This window comes from Phenylobacterium sp. (genome assembly GCF_044358365.1).
In the GTDB taxonomy this organism is placed as follows: Bacteria; Pseudomonadota; Alphaproteobacteria; order Caulobacterales; family Caulobacteraceae; genus Phenylobacterium.
Genome location: NZ_JBIKNZ010000075.1, coordinates 1 through 16,748 on the forward strand (window position 1 = coordinate 1; position 16,748 = coordinate 16,748).

Consider the following 16,748-nt stretch of genomic DNA (forward strand, 5'->3'; position numbering starts at 1 on the left):
CCGCGCGATCAACGCGAGCTTGAACTCCCGGCTGAACCTTCTTCGCTTTTCCTGAGACATCCGTTCTCCCTCTCAGAGAACTGTCCCTTATTTCCCTGTCTCACTCCAGGGGTTCACTCCACTTTGGCGGCCTCGCCTTCACCTGGTAGGTCGTGAAGAGCGCATGAGGTCGGGGATTGCGGCGAGCAGCAGATCGACACCCGTACTGTCGAACCGCCCGTGTGCCGTCAGCATTTCGCCGATGACCTGAGCAACGACGGCGCGGATCCACTGGAAGGCCTCATCGGCCGACGCACCCTCGGCGACCAGAAGTCCAATGCAGTGTGCGGCTGCGGCCTGCATATTCGGGCCTGGCTCTGGCTGTTCAAACAGACGGGTCGACCATGGACGGGCCATCAGCACCTTGGCAAGGCCAAGCGCAATCTCGCGCAAGGCAGATACGCCAGACCTTTGGCGCACCGCCGCCTCCATCACCTCGAACAGCAGCAAATCCGGGATCCGGGCGAGAAGTTCGTCCTTGCTGCGCACGTGACGGTAGAGCGCCATCGGCGTCACACCCAGACGATCGGCGACCGCGCGCATTGTACATCCGTCGACCCCATCGCTGTCGGCGCACTGGATCGCCGCAGCAACAACCTGCTCGGCGCTCAGCATAGGGGGTCGGCCACGGCTAACATTCATGAACGAACTTTACGGTGACGTTGAGCTAGTATACCCGGTGACGTTGAGCTAGTATACGACGTATACAAAGCTATCTCCGGAGCCAGATTTCCATGTCGCGATTCGCCCTCCTCGCCCTCGCCCTGACAGTTACAATCGGCATAGCAGGATGCGGCGGCGGTGGCGGAGGTGGCTCAAAATCGGCAGGCCCCGTCAGCTCAAGGCTCGAACCTACCCCGTGCTTTGCGGCCCGCGGCATGGTCGATGGCGCAACAATGCGCTGCGGCACGGTAAAAGTGCCTATGGGCGGCTCGAGCAAGGGCGACGTGACGCTGTTCGTCACAATAATCGGCCGTAACGTCACAGGAGCCAAGCAAGCCGTTTTCCACGTGCCCGGCGGGCCCGGCGCGTCAGCTGAAGCCTACGCTCCGATTCTGGCATCAACTTACCTTCCCCTTAGCGACGCCATCGGCAAGCCGATCATCTTCGTGGATCAGCGCGGCACCGGACGTAGCAAACCGTTTCTTGAATGCGCGGACCTCGCGGCGCCCGCCGCATGCCGCGCAGCCTGGACGGCGGCAGATATCGATCCGCTTGCATTCACCACGCCCTTTGCCGCCGACGACATTGTCGCCGTTGCTGGCGCGCTCGGCCTCTCTTCAATCGATGCCTGGGGTGCGAGTTATGGCAGCCGACTGGCCCTTGAGCTGGTTCGCCGCCATGAGAAACTGGTCCGTTCGCTGGTGATTGAATCGGTCGACACCGCCAACAGTCCCCTCGACGATGCGCTGGATATTCGCGCAGCGCTCGCTCGGGCCGGCGCCGAGTGTGCTGGCAAGCCGGCGTGCAGCACCGTTGTTCCCAACCTTGTGGCGCTCACCGACGCCACGGCTGCGGACCTTGCCAGGGAGCCGCTGGTCACCCAGTTGGGTTCCATCGATCCGGATACGTTCCTTTCAGACGTCAGTACGCTGATGGAATGGTCCCGAGGCGCCTCATTCGTCCCTGCGTACGTCGCCGCAGTCCGTGACCGCAATGTCGCCGCAGTCGAATCGTTCCGGGCCGCAGCTTCCACGACGCCGTTCCCCGGCGGAGAGTTCTCGGCGGCGATGAATACCCTCGTCAACTGCTCGGATCTTGCCCCCTTCAAGCCGGCCGAATCGATCGGCGGTCTCGTTTTGCCTGCCAACGATCTGCTCGGCCGGGCGCGAGCCGCAGAGTCGCTTAACCAGTACAGCACCAGCTGCGTCGGCTGGCCTGTCGATCCGAAACTTCCGACCGAGCTTGTGCGCAGTAACGTTCCGGCTCTGGTTCTGAGTGGGGCCATAGACAGCAACACACCACTGGAAAACGCTCAGCTCGCGGCGTCCCGCCTCAGCAACTCAAAGATCGTAGCCTTCCCTTCAACAGGCCACTTTTCGGTTCACCAGGGCGGCAACGCCTGCGGCGCGTCGATCCTCACCGCCTTCCTTGTCAATCCAACCGGACCGGTCAGCACCTCATGCCTTGTTGCCGCACGCCCGATAGCGACGCTGCCCTCACCGGCCAGTGCAAGTTTCCAGTCAGCCTGGATTTCCCCGTTCGGATTTAACGCTGACGTGCCCGAGGGCTGGGTGACACTGGATCAATCCACATGGAGGACAGGGGGCGGCACGGTGTCCTTCGTACGGGCCTCCGGCCTGATCAGCGACACCATTGCCGCCGTTGCCGGCCAGGTCGGTCTGGCCGGCGCAACGGCCACCCCGTTGATGATCGGAGCTTTGAACTGGACACAGGTCAGCGGGCCGGACACGACGCTTCTGTTCTATCAGGACAAGACGTCGGTACTGGTGATTTTGGTCGCCCTGAGCGATGGCAGCGATGCCCGCGCCTTCGCAAAACGGGTCGCACAGAGCATCACCTCGCCCTGAGGCTTAGCTGAACTCGCCCCGACAGAAGGTGGGAACACGAACGACTTTTAGCCCGCTGATGTTTCCCACCTAATTCTGATGGTGCAGCAAAGTGGTTCTGCCAGGTCAAAGTAGGATGCGCCCCTGCTTTCGGGGCACATCGAACTTGACAGGAAGCTCTTATGTTCTATCTTTGTTCTCATGCAGGCCGCTCAGCCCCTCCATGATGCGACGACGCTTCGGATGATCGAGGCGATGACGGTGTCGGCCTTTGAACTGGGCACGGCGGCGGTGGAGATTGCCAAAACCGCCGGCGACAACCTCGACCGCTTCCTCGCCTTCAGCGCCGAGTTCCGGCACTGCTTCTTCGCCGTGCGGATGGGGATCAGGCTGAAGGCGTTCGGGGTATCGGCCCCGCGCGCCGCGACCCCGGCCGCAGAACCGCTTGAGCGCGAACGCCTTGAGGCCCCGGATTATGAGGAACGCCTGGGCGTCCCCCGCCGCTCTGAGCCCGAACGGGAACGCGACCGCGACGCCGAGCCTGTCAGCCTGCCACAGTTCCTGAAGACGCTGGGCATCGTCTCGGCCCGCGCCGAACAGGCCCGCGACCAGTACCCCGCCCACATTCGTGAAACCACGCTTCCGACGCTGCAGGCCCTCCTGGCGCAGGCCGCCCCGAAACCGGAGCGCGAGGCTCAGCGCCCCGGCCCGGCGCTGGCGGTCCTGGCCCGCCCGGCCGCGACCCCTCCGGCCCGCGCCCAACTGCTGAACTCCGCCCGCGCTGCGCCGGTCATCCGCAGTCGCCCGCCGCCGCGCCCCTCGGGCTAGACCCGACCGCCGCCCCCAACCTCAGAAGTTCACCTGCCGCGAGACTGACTACGCAGGCGTCTTTCTCCTCACCCGTCGGGGGAGGGGGACCAGACGAAGTCTGGTGGAGGGGGCTTGCTACGTCCGGCACATTTGACATTCCGACCCCTCTTGTACGCCCCGAGATCGGCAATCCTCCGCGTGCGGCCAGCAAAGGCACTGTGCGACCGCGGCCCCCTCCACCACCCTTCGGGCGGTCCCCCTCCCCCGACGGGTGAGGAGAAAAACAGCCATGCCAGCCATGATCACCACTGAGTCACTTCCGTGCATCCAGTAGCACCGCTGGGGGAGCTGTCGGCGAAGCCGACTGAGGGGGTTCTTGCCAGAGCCCGAAGCCTCTGCGCGTCTCCGCAACCTCTGCCGCCAGACTGCCCCCTCAGAAGTTCACCCGCCGCGAGATCGCGCCATCCACCAGCAGGTTCACGCCTGTGGTGAAGGCCGAACGCGGGCTGGCCAGAAACACCGTCGCCGCCGCCACCTCTTCCGGTGTCGCCATGCGGCCCGTGGGGTTGCGCTTGATCATCTGGTCAAAGAACGCGGGCATGCCTGCCTTCACATTGCCCCACACGCCACCTTCAAAGAACACGGTGCCCGGCGAGACCACATTGCAGCGCACCTGCTTCGGCGCGCCTTCCCGTGCAACGCCCTTGGCGTAGTGGATCAGGGCGGCCTTCATGGCGCCGTAGGAATTGGGGTTGTCCGTCTCGGCTGCAGAGACCGACGAGGTGATGATGAACGCGGCGTCGCCGTTGGCCGCGGCCGCCTTCTCCAGGAACGGTTTGGCCGCCTCGAAGGTGCGGACTGCGCCCAGCATGTCGATCTCGAACATCGCCTTCCAGGCGTCCTCGCCATTGCCTTGCACCAGGGCGCTGGCGTTGGAGACCAGCACGTCGATCCCGCCCAGGGTCTCGCCGGCCTCTTTGACAAAGGCCTGCAGGGCCGGACCGTCGGCGATGTCGACCACCTTGCCGAACGCCTTCACGCCCTTGGCTTCCAGCGCCTTGACGGCCTCGGCCACCTGCTCGGCGTTGCGGGCGCAGATGGCGACATTGGCGCCTTCGTCGGCGAAGCAGTCGGCGATCGCGCGGCCGATGCCGCGCGTCCCGCCGGTCACCACCGCCGTCTTGCCCTTGAGCTGCAGATCCATCTGACGTCTCCCATTGTGATTGACGCGGACCCTGCCAGAGGTTTCAACCCCGGAACAAGTCCGCATAGCGTTCGCGCAGCAGGTTCTTCTGCACCTTGCCCATGGCGTTGCGCGGAAGCTCGTCCACAAAGATCACCCGCTTGGGGGTCTTGTAGGCCGCCAGTTGCCGGCGCGCCTCGGCGATCATGGCGGCCTCATCGCCCTGCCCCATCACCACCGCCACCACCGCCTCGCCGAAGTCGGGATGAGGCGCGCCCACCACCGCCGTCTCGGTCACGCCGGGCAGTTCGTCGAACACCAGCTCAACTTCCTTGGGATAGATGTTGTATCCGCCCGAGATGATCAGGTCCTTGGCCCGGCCCGAGATCCAGACCCGGCCGTCGGGATCGCGCCGGCCCACATCGCCCGTGATGAAGAAGCCGTCGGCGGTGAACTCTTCGGCCGTCTTCTCCGGCATCCGCCAGTAGGCCGAGAACACGCTGGGGCCCTTGATCTCGATGACGCCGGTCTGCCCGTCGCCGCCTATCCGCAGGTCCACGCCCGGCAGAGGATAGCCCACCGATCCGGCCACCCGCCCGCCGGCCAGCGGATTGGTGGTGATGATCACAGCCTCGCTCATCCCGTAGCGTTCGAGGATGCGCTGCCGGGTCCTCTCCTCGAACTCGGCAAAGGTCGAGGGCAACAGGGGCGCCGATCCACAGATGAACAGCCGCAGGCCAGAGGCCAGCTCCCGCGTGAACCCCGGATTGGCCAGCAATCGGGTGTAGAAGGTGGGCACCCCCATCATCACCGTCGCCTGCTTCAGCCCGGCCAGCACCTCGGCGTCCGCGAACCTGGGCAGCCAGACCAACGGGCACCCGCTCAGCAGCGCACAGTGCAGCGCCACGAACAGTCCGTGCACATGAAACACCGGCAAGGCGTGCAGCAGCACATCGTCCGCCGTGAAGCCCCAGGCCTCGTGCAGCGCCAGCGCATTGGCCGCCAGGCTACCGTGACTGAGCATTGCGCCCTTGGACCGGCCCGTGGTGCCAGAGGTGTAGATCAGGCTGGCCAGATCGCCGCCCGTGCGGCTCACCGCCGCCTCGAGGGGCGGATGCCGCATCGCCTCGTTCACCCAGGATGCCGGATCAGTGATGAACACCCGCGGCTCGGCGTCCTTCAGGAAGTAGTCCACCTCCGCGGAAGTGTAGGCGTTGTTCAGGGGCAGGAAGACAGCGCCCGCCTTCAGGACGCCCAGATAGATCATGATGCCATCCGCCGACTTCTCGGCCTGCAGCGCCACCCGGTCGCCCGGCTCAACGCCCTCGGCCACCAGCCGCCCCGCGACCCTCGCCGCGCCGGCCTCCAGATCGCCGTAGCTGACAACGCCGCCATCGCTCAGCAGGAAGCATGGCTTCGCCCGGTCCTGCGGAAACCGGCTGGCCAGAAGATCGTAGAGGTTCTCGGACATACCCCTACCTAGCGCGAGGTGGCAGGTCGCGCGATAGTCAGGACATGACACCGACTGAAGCCCTCGCGCGGATCCGCCGCTATGACCCCCGATTGAAGGCCTTCATCCAGGTCTTCGACCCGCCACTGTTCGGGGAAACCTCCGATGGGCCCACCGTCGCCATCAAGGATCTGATGGATATCGCCGGGACGCCCACAGGCGGCGGCGCCGTCGTGCCGCTTGACCCGGGTCCGACCACCCATGCCGTGGTCGTCCAGCGGCTGTTGCAGGCGGGATACTCGGTCGTGGGCAAGACCCACACGGTGGAACTGGCCTATGGCGCATGGGGAACCAACCGGGCCGTGGGCGCGCCGTGGAACCCCTGGGACGCCCGGGTGCATCGCGCGCCCGGCGGCTCGTCGTCGGGCTCGGCGGTGGCGGTGGCGGCTGGCCTCTGCGATGTCGCACTCGGCAGCGACACCGGCGGCTCGGTGCGAATTCCAGCGGCCGTCTGCGGTGTGGTCGGCCTGAAGCCGGGACGCGGCCTGGTCAGCCTGAAGGGCGTCCATCCCCTGAGCCCCGCACTGGACACGGTGGGAACTCTGGCCCGCGATGTCGCTACCGCCGCCCGCGCCCTGGCGGTGATTTCCGGTCCGGACGGGGACAGCGCCGTCCGTGACCCGTTCGACGCGGAGGCCGCCCTAACCACGGATGTTCGCGGCCGCCGGCTCGCCGCCATGCCGATCGAGGACCTGGGCGACCTTCACCCCGATGTCGCGCGCCTCTATCTGGCCGCGCTGGAGCGCCTGCGCGCGGCCGGCATGGAGATAGACATCGCCAGTCCGCCCCGGGCTCTGGAACACTCGTTCGCCCCCAACGGCTTGTTGATGGCCGGCGAAGGCTTTCGAATCTGGCGCGAACGGATCGCGCTGCACGCAGAGGTCATGGACCCCTGGATCGTGCGACGATTTGAGGTCGGGCGTGGGATCACGGATGAGGCGCTGGCCCAGGCGCATCTGCAACGCCAGACCGATCAGAACGCGTTCCATGCCTGGCTGGACGCCTACGATGGGCTGCTCTCACCTACCTGCCCTATCCCGGCGCCGCCGATGATAGACATCGACGAGACCACCTCGCCGCTCAGCCGTCTGACGCGCGCCGCCAACTACCTCGACCTTCCGGGGATCAGCGTGCCCTGCGGGCTGACGGATGAGGGCTTGCCGGTGGGCTTGCAGATCCTGGGTCGCCCCCGCGACGAATTGACTGTGGTGGCGCTGGCCGCGGCCTATGAGCGTGTCTCCGACTGGCGCGGACGCTCACCGGACCTCCGCGGATTTGGCTGACACAGAAAGACCAACCCAGGCCGTGGCCGCCCAGAAGGCGCCGAGGCACCACCCGGCCAGAACATCGCTGGGCCAGTGAACGCCCAGATAGACCCGGCTGAAGCCCACGAGACCCGCCAGCAGCACCGCGACCCCATAGATCAGCAGCCGGCCGCGCCCGGACGGCCCATACCTCGAGGCCAGCACGGCCAATGTCAAAATGAGCACGGTTCCCATCGTGGTGTGCCCACTTGGAAAGCTCGCGGAACTGACAAACACCTCATGCGGCACCAGGTCCGGGCGAGCCCGGCCAAACAGGAGCTTTGCCGTGTCCTTGGTAAGCCAGGCCAGCAGAACCACGCCTGCCAGGACCACCGCGTGGCGGCCCTGCCGTTGCGCCAACAGGAACAGACTGACCGCAACGGTCGTCACGGCGACCAGTGTCGTGCCGCCCAGCGCTGTCAGATCGCGCACGGCCTCCTCGATGCCACGCGAGCCGACGGGATCGCCCAGACCGCCGGGTCCACGCAGCGCCAGCAACATATTGCGATCCAGCGCGTCCAGCATTCCGGTCAGCATCGCCGCGCCCAGGCCGAAAAACGCCAGTAACGTCGCAAGCATCACGATCAGACCCCACCCTGTGCGGGAGGTCACGCGCTGCGAGGAAATGGTCATGCGCTCAGAGCCGATCCAGCAAATCCGGCCCGGCGTCGCGCACCGATTTGCACCCCGTCAGAACCATGGCGACCGCCAGCTCCGCGCTGAGGATCTCCAGCATCCGCGTGACCTGCGCCTCGCCGCCCGCGCCCAGCGCCCAGGCCCATGGACGGCCCACGAAACAGGTTTTCGCCCCCAGCGCCAGAGCCTTCAGCACATCCAGTCCGGAACGGACCCCGCCATCCATATAGACCTCGAGGTCGTCGCCCACCGCGTCCACGATGCGCGGCAGCGCCGCCACGGACGACACCACTCCATCGAGTTGCCGGCCGCCATGGTTGGACACCACCAGCCCCTGGGCGCCCGCCTTGACCGCATCTCGCGCGTCGTCCGGATCCAGCACCCCCTTGATCACGATAGGGCCATCCCAGACCTCACGCACCCAGTCCATGTCCTTCCAGGTTACAGACCGGTCGAAATTCCGGCTGATCCAGCCCAGAAAGTCGGTGACGCGTCGGCCGTCTCCAACCGCGCCCTGAACGGACCCAAGCGTGTGCGGCCGCCCATGCATGAACAGGTCCCAGGTCCAGGCCGGGTGGGTCATCCCATCCCGAAGCTGGGTCAGGGTCTGGCGTAGCGGCGAGGCGCCGGTGAACCCCGAGCGTCGGTCCCGATATCGCGCGCCCGGAACCGGCAGATCTACCGTGAACACAAGTACGGGACAGCCGGCGGCCTTGGCCCGTCCCAGCAGCTCGCGCATGTAGCCGCGATCCTTGAGCATGTAGAGCTGGAACCACGGGGCCGTCCCGGTCGAGGCCACTTCCTCGATGGAGCACACGCCCACCGTCGACAGGCAGAACGGCACACCGGCAGCCGCAGCCGCACGCGCAGCCTGCGTCTCGCCGCGATGCGCATACATCCCGGCCATGCCTACCGGCGCCAGTCCCACCGGAATTCTGAAGTGCTGACCAAGGGTTTCGACCGAAGTGTCCAGCTTGCTCATGTCGCGCATCACACGCTGGCGCAGCGCAATGGCCTCCATGTCCGTCACATTCCGGCCGAGGGTGACCTCAGCGTACGAGCCGCCGTCGATGTACTCGAAGAAGATGTTGGGCAGCCGCTGACGCGCCATCTCCCGAAAGTCCGACAGCGAAGCCGCCTTCATGGATACATCCTTCCCTCACGCTCCGTTTCTGGAACTACGGGGCCTATGACGCAAGGCTCAGGCGGCGACGGGCGGCCGGGGCGGCATCACGATCCAGACCTGATGCGCACGAGCCAGGATCTGACCTTCGGCGTTGATCAACGCAACCCCTGCCGTCTCCTTGCGACCCTCCCGTGCAATCGGCCAGGCCAGGACGATGTAATCCTCGCCCACCCGGGGCGGCGTCAGGATCTCGCCGGTCATGGTGCCCAGCAAGGCGCCGTGACGGCCTTCTTTCTCGATCCAGGCGAAGAACCCGGGGCAGTCCAGGGCAGCCCACACGACTTCGGGCGGAATCAATCCATCAACCCCGCCGAACGCCGCGTGCGGCGTCCATACGCAGGCCAGGACGCCAGGTTCGGCTCCCTCCAGTTGGCCGGGAAACACCCGCAGGCCATCCCCCTCCTCGCGCTCGTTGCTGCAGGTGAAGCACGGCGGGTGAACGCGGTTCGTATGGCCAAAGTAGCCCGCGCTGGCCGCCCGCGCCGCCGCCAGTGTCGGAATCACTGGCGCATCAGGGATCGGCTGCATCGCCGCCGCGCCCGTTCCAATCACCGCATCCTCCGGGCCCAGCAGGCGGTTGCCCGTGGGGCCAGCCTCGAACTCCAGAGCCTCATCCAGCGGCACGGGCGCGCGGATCATCGCCGTGACGGGACCCACCAGCCCTCTTGCCAGCACACCGCAGACATATCCGCCGTTGCCGGAATTGGGGGGACCGCGGAACTGGCGGTCAATCACGATGGTGCTCAAGATATGGCTCGCTGGCGGAATTCGACGGTGTTCCTGCGGCTTTCACACCACGCTGCGGCGTCATGAAAGCAAAAACCACCAACGCGGCGTTGGACGGCGCGCACGGTCGCGCTAAAGGCAGGGATCAACCGCTGTCCGCGGAATCGGCAGGACACCTTCGACGGAGACTATCGTGAGCGATCTGATCGAACGACCCTGGGCCCTGATGCGCCACCACGCGGGCTGGGCCGACGTCTTCCACATCGACAGCGAGGCCGCTGATTCCATCACCGGCTTCTATCCGGATCGCGAAGCTGTCGGACCGCCGGTGAACTATTCCACTCGCGCGGTGCTGGCGCGCTACCCGACCCTTGAGGCCGCCCGGGCCGCCCGCGAGGGCGCTGTGTCTGAATGGCGCAAGCACGACGCCGCCGTCCGTGACGCGGAAGTCCAGCTTCGCGACGCCGAGAAGATGCGTGAGGACGCCTGGCTCAATTCCCTGCGCGACGCTGCCGCGAGGAGCTAAAGTCTCAGTCCCTTTGATATGAACCAGGCGATGGCCCCTGCCAGGGCCACGCCGAGCGCCAGCCGCCACAGCGGCGCACGCGCCAACCCCGGGTCGACCGGTAGCCACCTAAGACCGGTGATCATCGGTCCGATGAGGTTTGTACGTTTCCACACCAGATAGAAGACGACCGCCGCTACGTGCAGCGCCACAAGCGCCTGCAGGCCGTGGAAGCTCAGATCATGAAGCTCTGCTAGACGCCGGCCCTGATCGAAACTGACCAGGTGCGACAACGGCCCGCCCTGATAGGCATCCACATCTACAGCGAACAGGCCGGTGATTACCTGCACCACCAACAACCCCAGAAGCGCCAGAATGCTGAGCGCGCCCAGCGGGTTATGCCCTGCAGTCGTCGACGGCGTGCGCGCAGTGACCGTCTTGAGGTAGGCCAGAGTCGCCCTGGGGCCGCGAACGAAGCTCGCGAACCGGGCCGCCTCACCGCCGGCAAAGCCCCAGTAGATCCGGAACAGCAGCAGACCGACCACGCCGTAGCCGCTCCACTGATGCCAATCCAGATGATCCTCGGACGCCCACCAGGAGAAGCCGATCAAAGCCACCAGCAGCCAGTGGACGATCCGAACCGGACCGTCCCAAAGCCTGACCTTCACGCCTCCGGGCGGCGCTTGCGGCATCTCAGCTTTTCTTTTCGAGCCGGTATTTGTCGTGGCACGCCTTGCAGGACCCGCCGGTCGCACGAATCTGGGCGCGGACTGCGTTCATATCGCCCGCGATCGCCGCCTGGTTCAGCTTGGAGACCTGGAGCTGGGAGGCCGCAGCCGCAGCCGAGAACCCTGCAGCATCGGTCCAGATATTGGCCTTGGCTTCGCTCTTGGCCCGGGCCTCTACGCCACTGCCGCGCGGGAACCAGGTGGGCAATGCGGTCGCCAGCGTATTCATCGTCTTCGCTGCGCGCGCAACAACGACTTTGTTCGGTTCACTCTTCTTGGTTTCGTCAATAACCGTCTTGAAAGCCTCGCCCAGCTTCTCGAAATTCTCGTGCCGCATATTCGCGGCTTTGGCGCCCGGTGATGCTGCGGCTCTGGTCGCCGTCTGGCTATTGGCCACGGTCCCCCCTGCGGCAATCGCCACGCCGATCCCCATTGCCACGGCCAAAACCGCGCCCTTGCTCATGAATACTGCCATGGTGTCTGCTTTCCGGATCCCTGTGGATGGGTGCAGATTGAAGGCGTCATCCCTTGTGCGTCAACGGATTCCGTATCGCAGTCGATCAGTGGCTCACGCCCCGCCCCGAAAGCGCCGCGCGCAGGGTGGCTGCGACTATCCTTAGGTCAAAGGCCAGTGAGCCTCGTGCCAGATACTCCGCGTCGAGTCGCACCTTCTCCGGTATCGGCAGTTCGTCGCGACCGTTCACCTGCGCCCAACCCGTGACCCCCGGCCTCAATCGATCCACGCCAGCCTGGGTGCGCAATGCGATCAGGTCGTCCTGATTGAACAGCGCGGGCCGTGGTCCCACCAGACTCATGTCTCCAACCAGCACGCTCCAGAGTTGTGGCAACTCATCCAGACTGCTCCTTCGCAGCACCCGCCCAATCCGCGTGACCCAAAGGTGAGGATCCTCCAGCAGGTGCGTCGCTACATCCGGGGTATCGGTCCGCATCGAACGGAACTTCGGCATCAGGAACAGCCGGTTTCCCTGCCCGACTCGCCTGGACCAGTGGAGCGCCGGACCGGCGCTATCCAGCCGCACAGCGAGCGCCAGCGCCAGGAGCACGGGCCAGCCCACGGCTAACCCTGCGAGCGCTACGATGATGTCCAGAACACGCTTCAGCACGCGGCGTTGTTAACGCGCCGGGAGCATCGGCGCCACGTCAGGCTTCAACGTCGGGTACGACGGTGGCGGCCTTCCGGGCCCGAAGCTTCAAGCGCGGAACCGATTCCGGGGCCGGGGCCAATTCCGCGACCGTCTCGGCGACCGGTTCCGCAGCCGCCTGAAGCACCGGCTGCGGCTCTGGTTCTGGCAGTATCTCAATCACAATTTCAGCCGCGACAGGGGGTAGCTCGGGTTCCGGAAGCTGCGCCACGTCCGGCAGGTCGGCCGCAACGTCGGCCACCGCCTCCATGACCGCCACAGGCGGCTGAACTTCCGCCGGTGTCAGGGGTGTCGCGCCCGCGAAGACGGCCTCCAGATTGACCGGGCGGGTCCATCGCGTCGCATACCAGAAGGCTACTCCGCCCATGGCGACGGCGCTGTAGTAGGCCCAAAGCGGTGACATCGAGCTCATCATCACGGCAGAGCTGATCCGTGAATGGGAACGGTTCAAGGCTTCGAGGTTTGACATGGATCAGGGTCTCCACAGCGGCTGCGATTGTGCGCTGCAGCATAGCGCGCGAAAAACGACGTGGATGCGAAACTATTGTGGCGAGAGCGAATAAACACGTCCCGCGCCGCCAGCGCCCAGAGTTTGCGCAACCCAGCTACAGATCGCCTCCAACGGCGCCTCAAGGCCCGCGACGTCTACCAGAACCAGAGCGCAGCCGTTCATCCTCATCGGGTCGGTCAGGGGTCGGATGCGGGTCTCCGCCACCAGCATTGGCGCCGCAACGTGATCCTCGAGATCGCGAAGGAACGCGTCCAGCGTCTCCAGGTCCTTGATCGGCAACCAGACCAACGCCTGAACCGCGCGATTGCGCCGACGCAGCGCAACGAGGGTGTCAACGATCCGCCCATAGTCGTCGGGTTTCTCGAACGGAGGATCGATCAGAGCCAACACCCGCCCATGGGTCGGACATTGTGGAATCACCGTCGCATAGCCATCGCCGCAGATGGTCCGGACATTTTGCAGCCCCCGCAGCGCCACCCGGAGCGCGTCATGCTCCTGGGGGTGCATCTCGCAGGCAATGTAGGTGTCAGAGGGCCGCAGAGCCTTGGCGATGAGCCACGGCGAGCCAGGATAGCGCCGGACTTCGCCTTCGTCGTTCAGCGCGCCCACCGCCCGGATAAGCCAGGTGAATTCGGTCGGCGCATCTGAAGCCGCCATCAATCGCAGGATGCCGGCCTGCGCCTCGCCCGATTTGAGCGCATCGGTCCCTGCCAGATCGTAGAGGCCCCGCCCCGCATGGGTATCGATCACCGTCAACGGTCCGCCCGACGCCACCAGTTTGCGGATCAGGCAGATCAGCGCCGCATGTTTCACCAGATCGGCGAAGTTCCCGGCATGGAAGGCGTGGCGATAGTTCAAGGGCGACCCGGAGTTTGTGCAGTTCGCGCCATAGCACGTTGGCGTCTACAGCGCCGCATTCCGCAGGCAATGGGAAAACATGCGTAAACGCATAGCCGGTCTGTGAAATCGGTCATCTATGCAGTGCTCAGATTTCGCTATACAGGGGGTGTCCACACGGACAGCCCCGCTCCCCCGGGGTTCCTCGCAGAAACCACAAGGTGTGTGTCATGACTTTCATTCGCTTCGAACGCGCGCTCGACCGCTTCGCTCCAGCCTTCCTGATGGCGCTTGGCCTTATCGCCGCCTTCGGTTCGGCCAGCCTGGGCGCCTGACCGCCCGAGCCTCGACTGTCTCTCGGATGAGGGCCCCTCGCGGGCCCTTTTTCGTGCGCGGACGTTGCCGTCACCGCCGCAGGCTGAAGCCGAGTCGTACAGTTCGCGGGGCGGCAAAACTCTCGACGCCATCTGCCGTTTCGCCGACCTCGAGCTTTGAATCGAGCAGGTTCTCAGCCGCCACATAGACCTCGACGTCCTCGCGGAGCGCCCAGCTGGCGCGAACATCAAGCTGTAAGCCAGGACTGAGCCCACGGGTGTTCAGATCGTCTTCCCAGCGAGCGCTCTCGTAACGCAGATCCCCCGACAGGGTGACCGTGGCGGCAGGACGGACTTCAAGCCCGCCCGTCAGCGTCCACTTCGGTGTCTGGGCCGGTCGCAGCCCATCGAGTTGCCGGGCGCGAGGGCCGCCACGGACCTCGGCGTCTGTATAGGCCATGGCCGCCCGCCAGGAGGCGGCGGAACCGACGTCGCCGGAGGTCTCGGCTTCTACACCCCAGGCATTGATTTCACCCGCGTTCTGGCGCTGGCGAAGCGTGCCGCCGGCCGGAATGAAGCCCGCCGCAGGAAACGTCCCCGGTCCTCGCCTGATCGTGACATTGGTGATTGGGTCGCTCAGGCGATTGAGAAAGACGTTCGCGCTCCAGCGGAATGCGCCCTCTCCTCCTAGGCCAGCCTCGATGCCTTGCAGGGTCTCAGGCTTCAGCGCCGCGTTGGCTTCGGTGATGTCGTTGCCTACCCGGAAGGGCCGGTGCAGCTCATTCAGCGTCGGCGGGCGAAACCCGACATATCCCGCACCACGCAGATAAAGCGCCTCCGAAACCGCATAGCGCAGGCCAATGCGGCCGGTCGGCGTAGTGTCCGTACGGTCCGGCGAGCGCTGGTTCAAGGTGAGCACACCGGTGGCGATATCTCGTTCGTCGCGCAGAGCTGCGTATGCACGGGACCGGTCCAGCCGCACGCCGGCGGACGCCAGCCAGGGGCCTTCATCATAGGCGGCTTCCAGATAGGCGCCCGCCACCAGCGCCTTGCCGCCCGCCTGCCGGTCGCGGGTAAAGGCGCCGTTGAGGAAGCGGAACTTCTCCTTGTCTACGCCGTCGGTCAGTCGAACGTCCGCGCCGACCTCCCACGCGAGGTCATCGACGCGTCCCTGCCAGGCGCCATTCAGGCCGTAGCCGAGGGCCGGCGTATCGTACTGATCGTTCGCGGGGGTTGTGCTCGCCCGGTTCGCAGCGACGGCGACGGAACTATTCCTGAGATTGCTGCCCCGGGCCCAGCCCTGCAGCCGCCATCCTCCCACACCGTCTGACGCCGGCTGGGCAAGGGTGAGACTTAAGGCCTCGCCGGTGGAAACCGACCGCGCGCCAACCAGGCCTGCGCCCTGTTGTACGCGAAACGCCTGCAGCCGCAGGGCGATCTGAACGTCGCCGATCCGTTGCTGCGCGCGCACTGCGACGCTGGCGTCCTTGGTGTCTAGCCGCTGATCGGCCGTGCCCTGCCTTGGCCCTCGCACAGCATAGTAGCCGGTTGTGCGCGAAGCCGCCGCCGTCACCAGCAACCCTGGCAAGCCGCCGGCGATCGCCACACGGTAACTTGCGCGCGCACCTGCTGAAGCGTCCAGTGCGGCGAGCCCGCCGCCGATGCCCCGTTCCTGCAACGCCACCACGCCGGTCAACGCACCTGCGCCATAGGGCCCTGCCCCGGCCCCACGTACGATACTGGCGCCGTCCAGCCCTTCGGGCGGCAGGCCAGTCCAGATCACCCAGCCGCCAAAGGGGTCGTTCTGAGGAACACCATCCAGCGTCACCAGCGCCCGACCGGCGCCGGACGGTGCGATGGCGCGGAGTGATAGCCCCTGCGTGGTCGGATTGGCCGCGCCGCTGCCGGTCCGGCGAAAGAGCGACACCCCCGGCGTGCTCTTGAGGGCCTCATCCAGCCGGGTTTCGGACTTGAGGATCTCCGTCCCGATCTGTACGGCGCTGAACACCGCGTCGCCGCCAAGCGGGGCCAGCCGTGGCGGATGGACCACAACGATCTCGACTTCACCTACTGGTGGCGGGGGCAGTTCGGGCATGACAACTCGAAGGTCTGGTATGAACGTGGGGACCGAGGGCTAAAGAGCCTTGGAGGAGAGCGCAATGACGAAGGTCGCCATCATCACCGGTGCAGGGAGCGGGATCGGACGCGCTGTGGCCCTGGCGCTACTGAAATCGGGCTGGTCGGTATCCCTGGCGGGACGCCGCGCAGAGGCGCTGGAGGCTACCGTGAGCCAGGCGGAAGGCGGCCAGGCTTTCGCCCATCCCACGGACGTGGCCGACCCGGACAGCGTCGAAGCCTTGTTCGCCGCGACTCAGGACCGGTTTGGTCGCCTTGACCTGCTGTTCAACAACGCCGGAACGGGCGCCCCGCCCGGCCCGCTGGAGGAACACTCTCTCGAACACTGGCGTCGCGTGGTCGACGTGAACCTGACCGGGACTTTCCTTTGCACACGCGCCGCCTTCGGCCAGATGAAGGCCCAGAATCCGCGCGGCGGGCGGATCATCAACAACGGCTCGATCTCGGCCCACACGCCACGCCCGAATTCCATCGCCTACACCGCCACCAAGCACGCCATCACCGGCATGACCCGGTCCACGTCCCTAGAGCGGATTCCATTCAGTCTGCATCGTATCCGCAGCTCTTGAAGTAGTTGGCGCACTCGGTCGGAGTGAAGAGGTCGATGAAGCGTCCGATGGCGTCCCAGAGGGCACCGACGGTTCGCTCGG

17 protein-coding genes are annotated in these 16,748 nt (G+C 65.8%); 5 read left to right on the forward strand and 12 right to left on the reverse strand.

From position 1 onward, the window contains the following. Nucleotides 1–138 precede the first annotated feature (138 nt). The gene (locus ACIQ3B_RS15590) at nucleotides 139–654 is read right to left on the reverse strand and encodes a TetR/AcrR family transcriptional regulator (protein WP_397404157.1); all 516 of its coding nucleotides are present in this window, start codon (nucleotides 652–654) and stop codon (nucleotides 139–141) included. A gap of 263 nt (nucleotides 655–917) precedes the next feature. Between ACIQ3B_RS15590 and ACIQ3B_RS15595 the strand changes: the two genes are divergently transcribed. Together ACIQ3B_RS15595 and ACIQ3B_RS15600 are read left to right on the forward strand one after the other, a co-directional pair. After that, on the forward strand, nucleotides 918–2,570 hold the full coding sequence (locus ACIQ3B_RS15595) for an alpha/beta hydrolase (protein ID WP_397404159.1): 1,653 nt from the start codon (nucleotides 918–920) through the stop codon (nucleotides 2,568–2,570). 222 nt (nucleotides 2,571–2,792) lie between these two features. Then, nucleotides 2,793–3,377 (forward strand): hypothetical protein, encoded by a 585-nt coding sequence (locus ACIQ3B_RS15600; protein WP_397404161.1) that lies wholly within the window; start codon nucleotides 2,793–2,795, stop codon nucleotides 3,375–3,377. 415 nt (nucleotides 3,378–3,792) lie between these two features. Here ACIQ3B_RS15600 and ACIQ3B_RS15605 read toward each other — a convergent pair whose 3' ends face one another. Together ACIQ3B_RS15605 and ACIQ3B_RS15610 are read right to left on the reverse strand one after the other, a co-directional pair. Beyond that, nucleotides 3,793–4,563 (reverse strand): SDR family NAD(P)-dependent oxidoreductase, encoded by a 771-nt coding sequence (locus ACIQ3B_RS15605; RefSeq protein ID WP_397404163.1) that lies wholly within the window; start codon nucleotides 4,561–4,563, stop codon nucleotides 3,793–3,795. 43 nt (nucleotides 4,564–4,606) lie between these two features. After that, nucleotides 4,607–6,013 carry an AMP-binding protein gene (locus ACIQ3B_RS15610; RefSeq protein ID WP_397404165.1) on the reverse strand — a complete coding sequence of 469 codons (1,407 nt, stop codon included), beginning with the start codon at nucleotides 6,011–6,013 and terminating at the stop codon, nucleotides 4,607–4,609. A 44-nt stretch (nucleotides 6,014–6,057) separates the two neighbouring features. Between ACIQ3B_RS15610 and ACIQ3B_RS15615 the strand changes: the two genes are divergently transcribed. Then, nucleotides 6,058–7,335, forward strand: coding sequence for an amidase (locus ACIQ3B_RS15615; RefSeq protein WP_397404167.1), 1,278 nt, complete (start codon nucleotides 6,058–6,060; stop codon nucleotides 7,333–7,335). Here ACIQ3B_RS15615 and ACIQ3B_RS15620 read toward each other — a convergent pair. Genes ACIQ3B_RS15620 through ACIQ3B_RS15630 form a run of 3 tightly spaced genes read right to left on the reverse strand, consistent with a single transcriptional unit; the run spans nucleotide 7,309 to nucleotide 9,925 of the window. Further along, nucleotides 7,309–7,989, reverse strand: coding sequence for a phosphatase PAP2 family protein (locus ACIQ3B_RS15620; RefSeq protein WP_397404169.1), 681 nt, complete (start codon nucleotides 7,987–7,989; stop codon nucleotides 7,309–7,311). The genes ACIQ3B_RS15615 and ACIQ3B_RS15620 overlap by 27 nt on opposite strands. Nucleotides 7,990–7,993: 4 nt before the next feature. Then, the gene (locus tag ACIQ3B_RS15625) at nucleotides 7,994–9,136 is read right to left on the reverse strand and encodes an L-lactate dehydrogenase (protein WP_397404171.1); all 1,143 of its coding nucleotides are present in this window, start codon (nucleotides 9,134–9,136) and stop codon (nucleotides 7,994–7,996) included. A gap of 57 nt (nucleotides 9,137–9,193) precedes the next feature. Beyond that, nucleotides 9,194–9,925, reverse strand: a complete 732-nt coding sequence (locus ACIQ3B_RS15630; RefSeq protein ID WP_397404173.1) for a hypothetical protein — start codon at nucleotides 9,923–9,925, stop codon at nucleotides 9,194–9,196. A 172-nt stretch (nucleotides 9,926–10,097) separates the two neighbouring features. Between ACIQ3B_RS15630 and ACIQ3B_RS15635 the strand changes: the two genes are divergently transcribed. Then, entirely contained in the window at nucleotides 10,098–10,430 is a 333-nt protein-coding gene (locus tag ACIQ3B_RS15635; RefSeq protein ID WP_397404175.1) for a hypothetical protein, read from the forward strand. Here ACIQ3B_RS15635 and ACIQ3B_RS15640 read toward each other — a convergent pair. The 6 genes from ACIQ3B_RS15640 to ACIQ3B_RS15665 form a co-directional block, all read right to left on the reverse strand. Continuing rightward, nucleotides 10,427–11,101: a cytochrome b/b6 domain-containing protein gene (locus ACIQ3B_RS15640; protein ID WP_397404177.1), complete on the reverse strand. Its 675-nt coding sequence runs from the start codon at nucleotides 11,099–11,101 to the stop codon at nucleotides 10,427–10,429. The genes ACIQ3B_RS15635 and ACIQ3B_RS15640 overlap by 4 nt on opposite strands. A 1-nt stretch (nucleotide 11,102) precedes the next feature. Next, on the reverse strand, nucleotides 11,103–11,612 hold the full coding sequence (locus tag ACIQ3B_RS15645) for a c-type cytochrome (RefSeq protein WP_397404179.1): 510 nt from the start codon (nucleotides 11,610–11,612) through the stop codon (nucleotides 11,103–11,105). An 85-nt stretch (nucleotides 11,613–11,697) separates the two neighbouring features. After that, on the reverse strand, nucleotides 11,698–12,258 hold the full coding sequence (locus tag ACIQ3B_RS15650) for a sugar transferase (protein ID WP_397404189.1): 561 nt from the start codon (nucleotides 12,256–12,258) through the stop codon (nucleotides 11,698–11,700). A 40-nt stretch (nucleotides 12,259–12,298) separates the two neighbouring features. Beyond that, nucleotides 12,299–12,769, reverse strand: coding sequence for a hypothetical protein (locus ACIQ3B_RS15655; protein WP_397404181.1), 471 nt, complete (start codon nucleotides 12,767–12,769; stop codon nucleotides 12,299–12,301). 72 nt (nucleotides 12,770–12,841) lie between these two features. Beyond that, the gene (gene rlmJ / locus ACIQ3B_RS15660) at nucleotides 12,842–13,669 is read right to left on the reverse strand and encodes a 23S rRNA (adenine(2030)-N(6))-methyltransferase RlmJ (protein ID WP_397404183.1); all 828 of its coding nucleotides are present in this window, start codon (nucleotides 13,667–13,669) and stop codon (nucleotides 12,842–12,844) included. A gap of 384 nt (nucleotides 13,670–14,053) precedes the next feature. Further along, nucleotides 14,054–16,057, reverse strand: a complete 2,004-nt coding sequence (locus ACIQ3B_RS15665) for a TonB-dependent receptor (RefSeq protein ID WP_397404185.1) — start codon at nucleotides 16,055–16,057, stop codon at nucleotides 14,054–14,056. A gap of 64 nt (nucleotides 16,058–16,121) precedes the next feature. Here ACIQ3B_RS15665 and ACIQ3B_RS15670 point away from each other — a divergent pair, with 64 nt between their 5' ends. Beyond that, entirely contained in the window at nucleotides 16,122–16,667 is a 546-nt protein-coding gene (locus ACIQ3B_RS15670; RefSeq protein WP_397404187.1) for an SDR family oxidoreductase, read from the forward strand. The last annotated feature ends 81 nt before the right edge of the window (nucleotides 16,668–16,748 follow it).

Bases quoted from the DNA above. Each gene is read 5' to 3' on its own strand.
- ACIQ3B_RS15590 (WP_397404157.1), bottom strand. From the start codon at position 654: ATGCTGAGCGCCGAGCAGGTTGTTGCTGCGGCGATCCAGTGCGCCGAC.
- ACIQ3B_RS15595 (WP_397404159.1), top strand. From the start codon at position 918: ATGGTCGATGGCGCAACAATGCGCTGCGGCACGGTAAAAGTGCCTATG.
- ACIQ3B_RS15600 (WP_397404161.1), top strand. From the start codon at position 2,793: ATGATCGAGGCGATGACGGTGTCGGCCTTTGAACTGGGCACGGCGGCG.
- ACIQ3B_RS15605 (WP_397404163.1), bottom strand. From the start codon at position 4,563: ATGGATCTGCAGCTCAAGGGCAAGACGGCGGTGGTGACCGGCGGGACG.
- ACIQ3B_RS15610 (WP_397404165.1), bottom strand. From the start codon at position 6,013: ATGTCCGAGAACCTCTACGATCTTCTGGCCAGCCGGTTTCCGCAGGAC.
- ACIQ3B_RS15615 (WP_397404167.1), top strand. From the start codon at position 6,058: ATGACACCGACTGAAGCCCTCGCGCGGATCCGCCGCTATGACCCCCGA.
- ACIQ3B_RS15620 (WP_397404169.1), bottom strand. From the start codon at position 7,989: ATGACCATTTCCTCGCAGCGCGTGACCTCCCGCACAGGGTGGGGTCTG.
- ACIQ3B_RS15625 (WP_397404171.1), bottom strand. From the start codon at position 9,136: ATGAAGGCGGCTTCGCTGTCGGACTTTCGGGAGATGGCGCGTCAGCGG.
- ACIQ3B_RS15640 (WP_397404177.1), bottom strand. From the start codon at position 11,101: ATGCCGCAAGCGCCGCCCGGAGGCGTGAAGGTCAGGCTTTGGGACGGT.
- ACIQ3B_RS15645 (WP_397404179.1), bottom strand. From the start codon at position 11,612: ATGGCAGTATTCATGAGCAAGGGCGCGGTTTTGGCCGTGGCAATGGGG.
- ACIQ3B_RS15655 (WP_397404181.1), bottom strand. From the start codon at position 12,769: ATGTCAAACCTCGAAGCCTTGAACCGTTCCCATTCACGGATCAGCTCT.
- ACIQ3B_RS15665 (WP_397404185.1), bottom strand. From the start codon at position 16,057: ATGCCCGAACTGCCCCCGCCACCAGTAGGTGAAGTCGAGATCGTTGTG.
- ACIQ3B_RS15670 (WP_397404187.1), top strand. From the start codon at position 16,122: ATGACGAAGGTCGCCATCATCACCGGTGCAGGGAGCGGGATCGGACGC.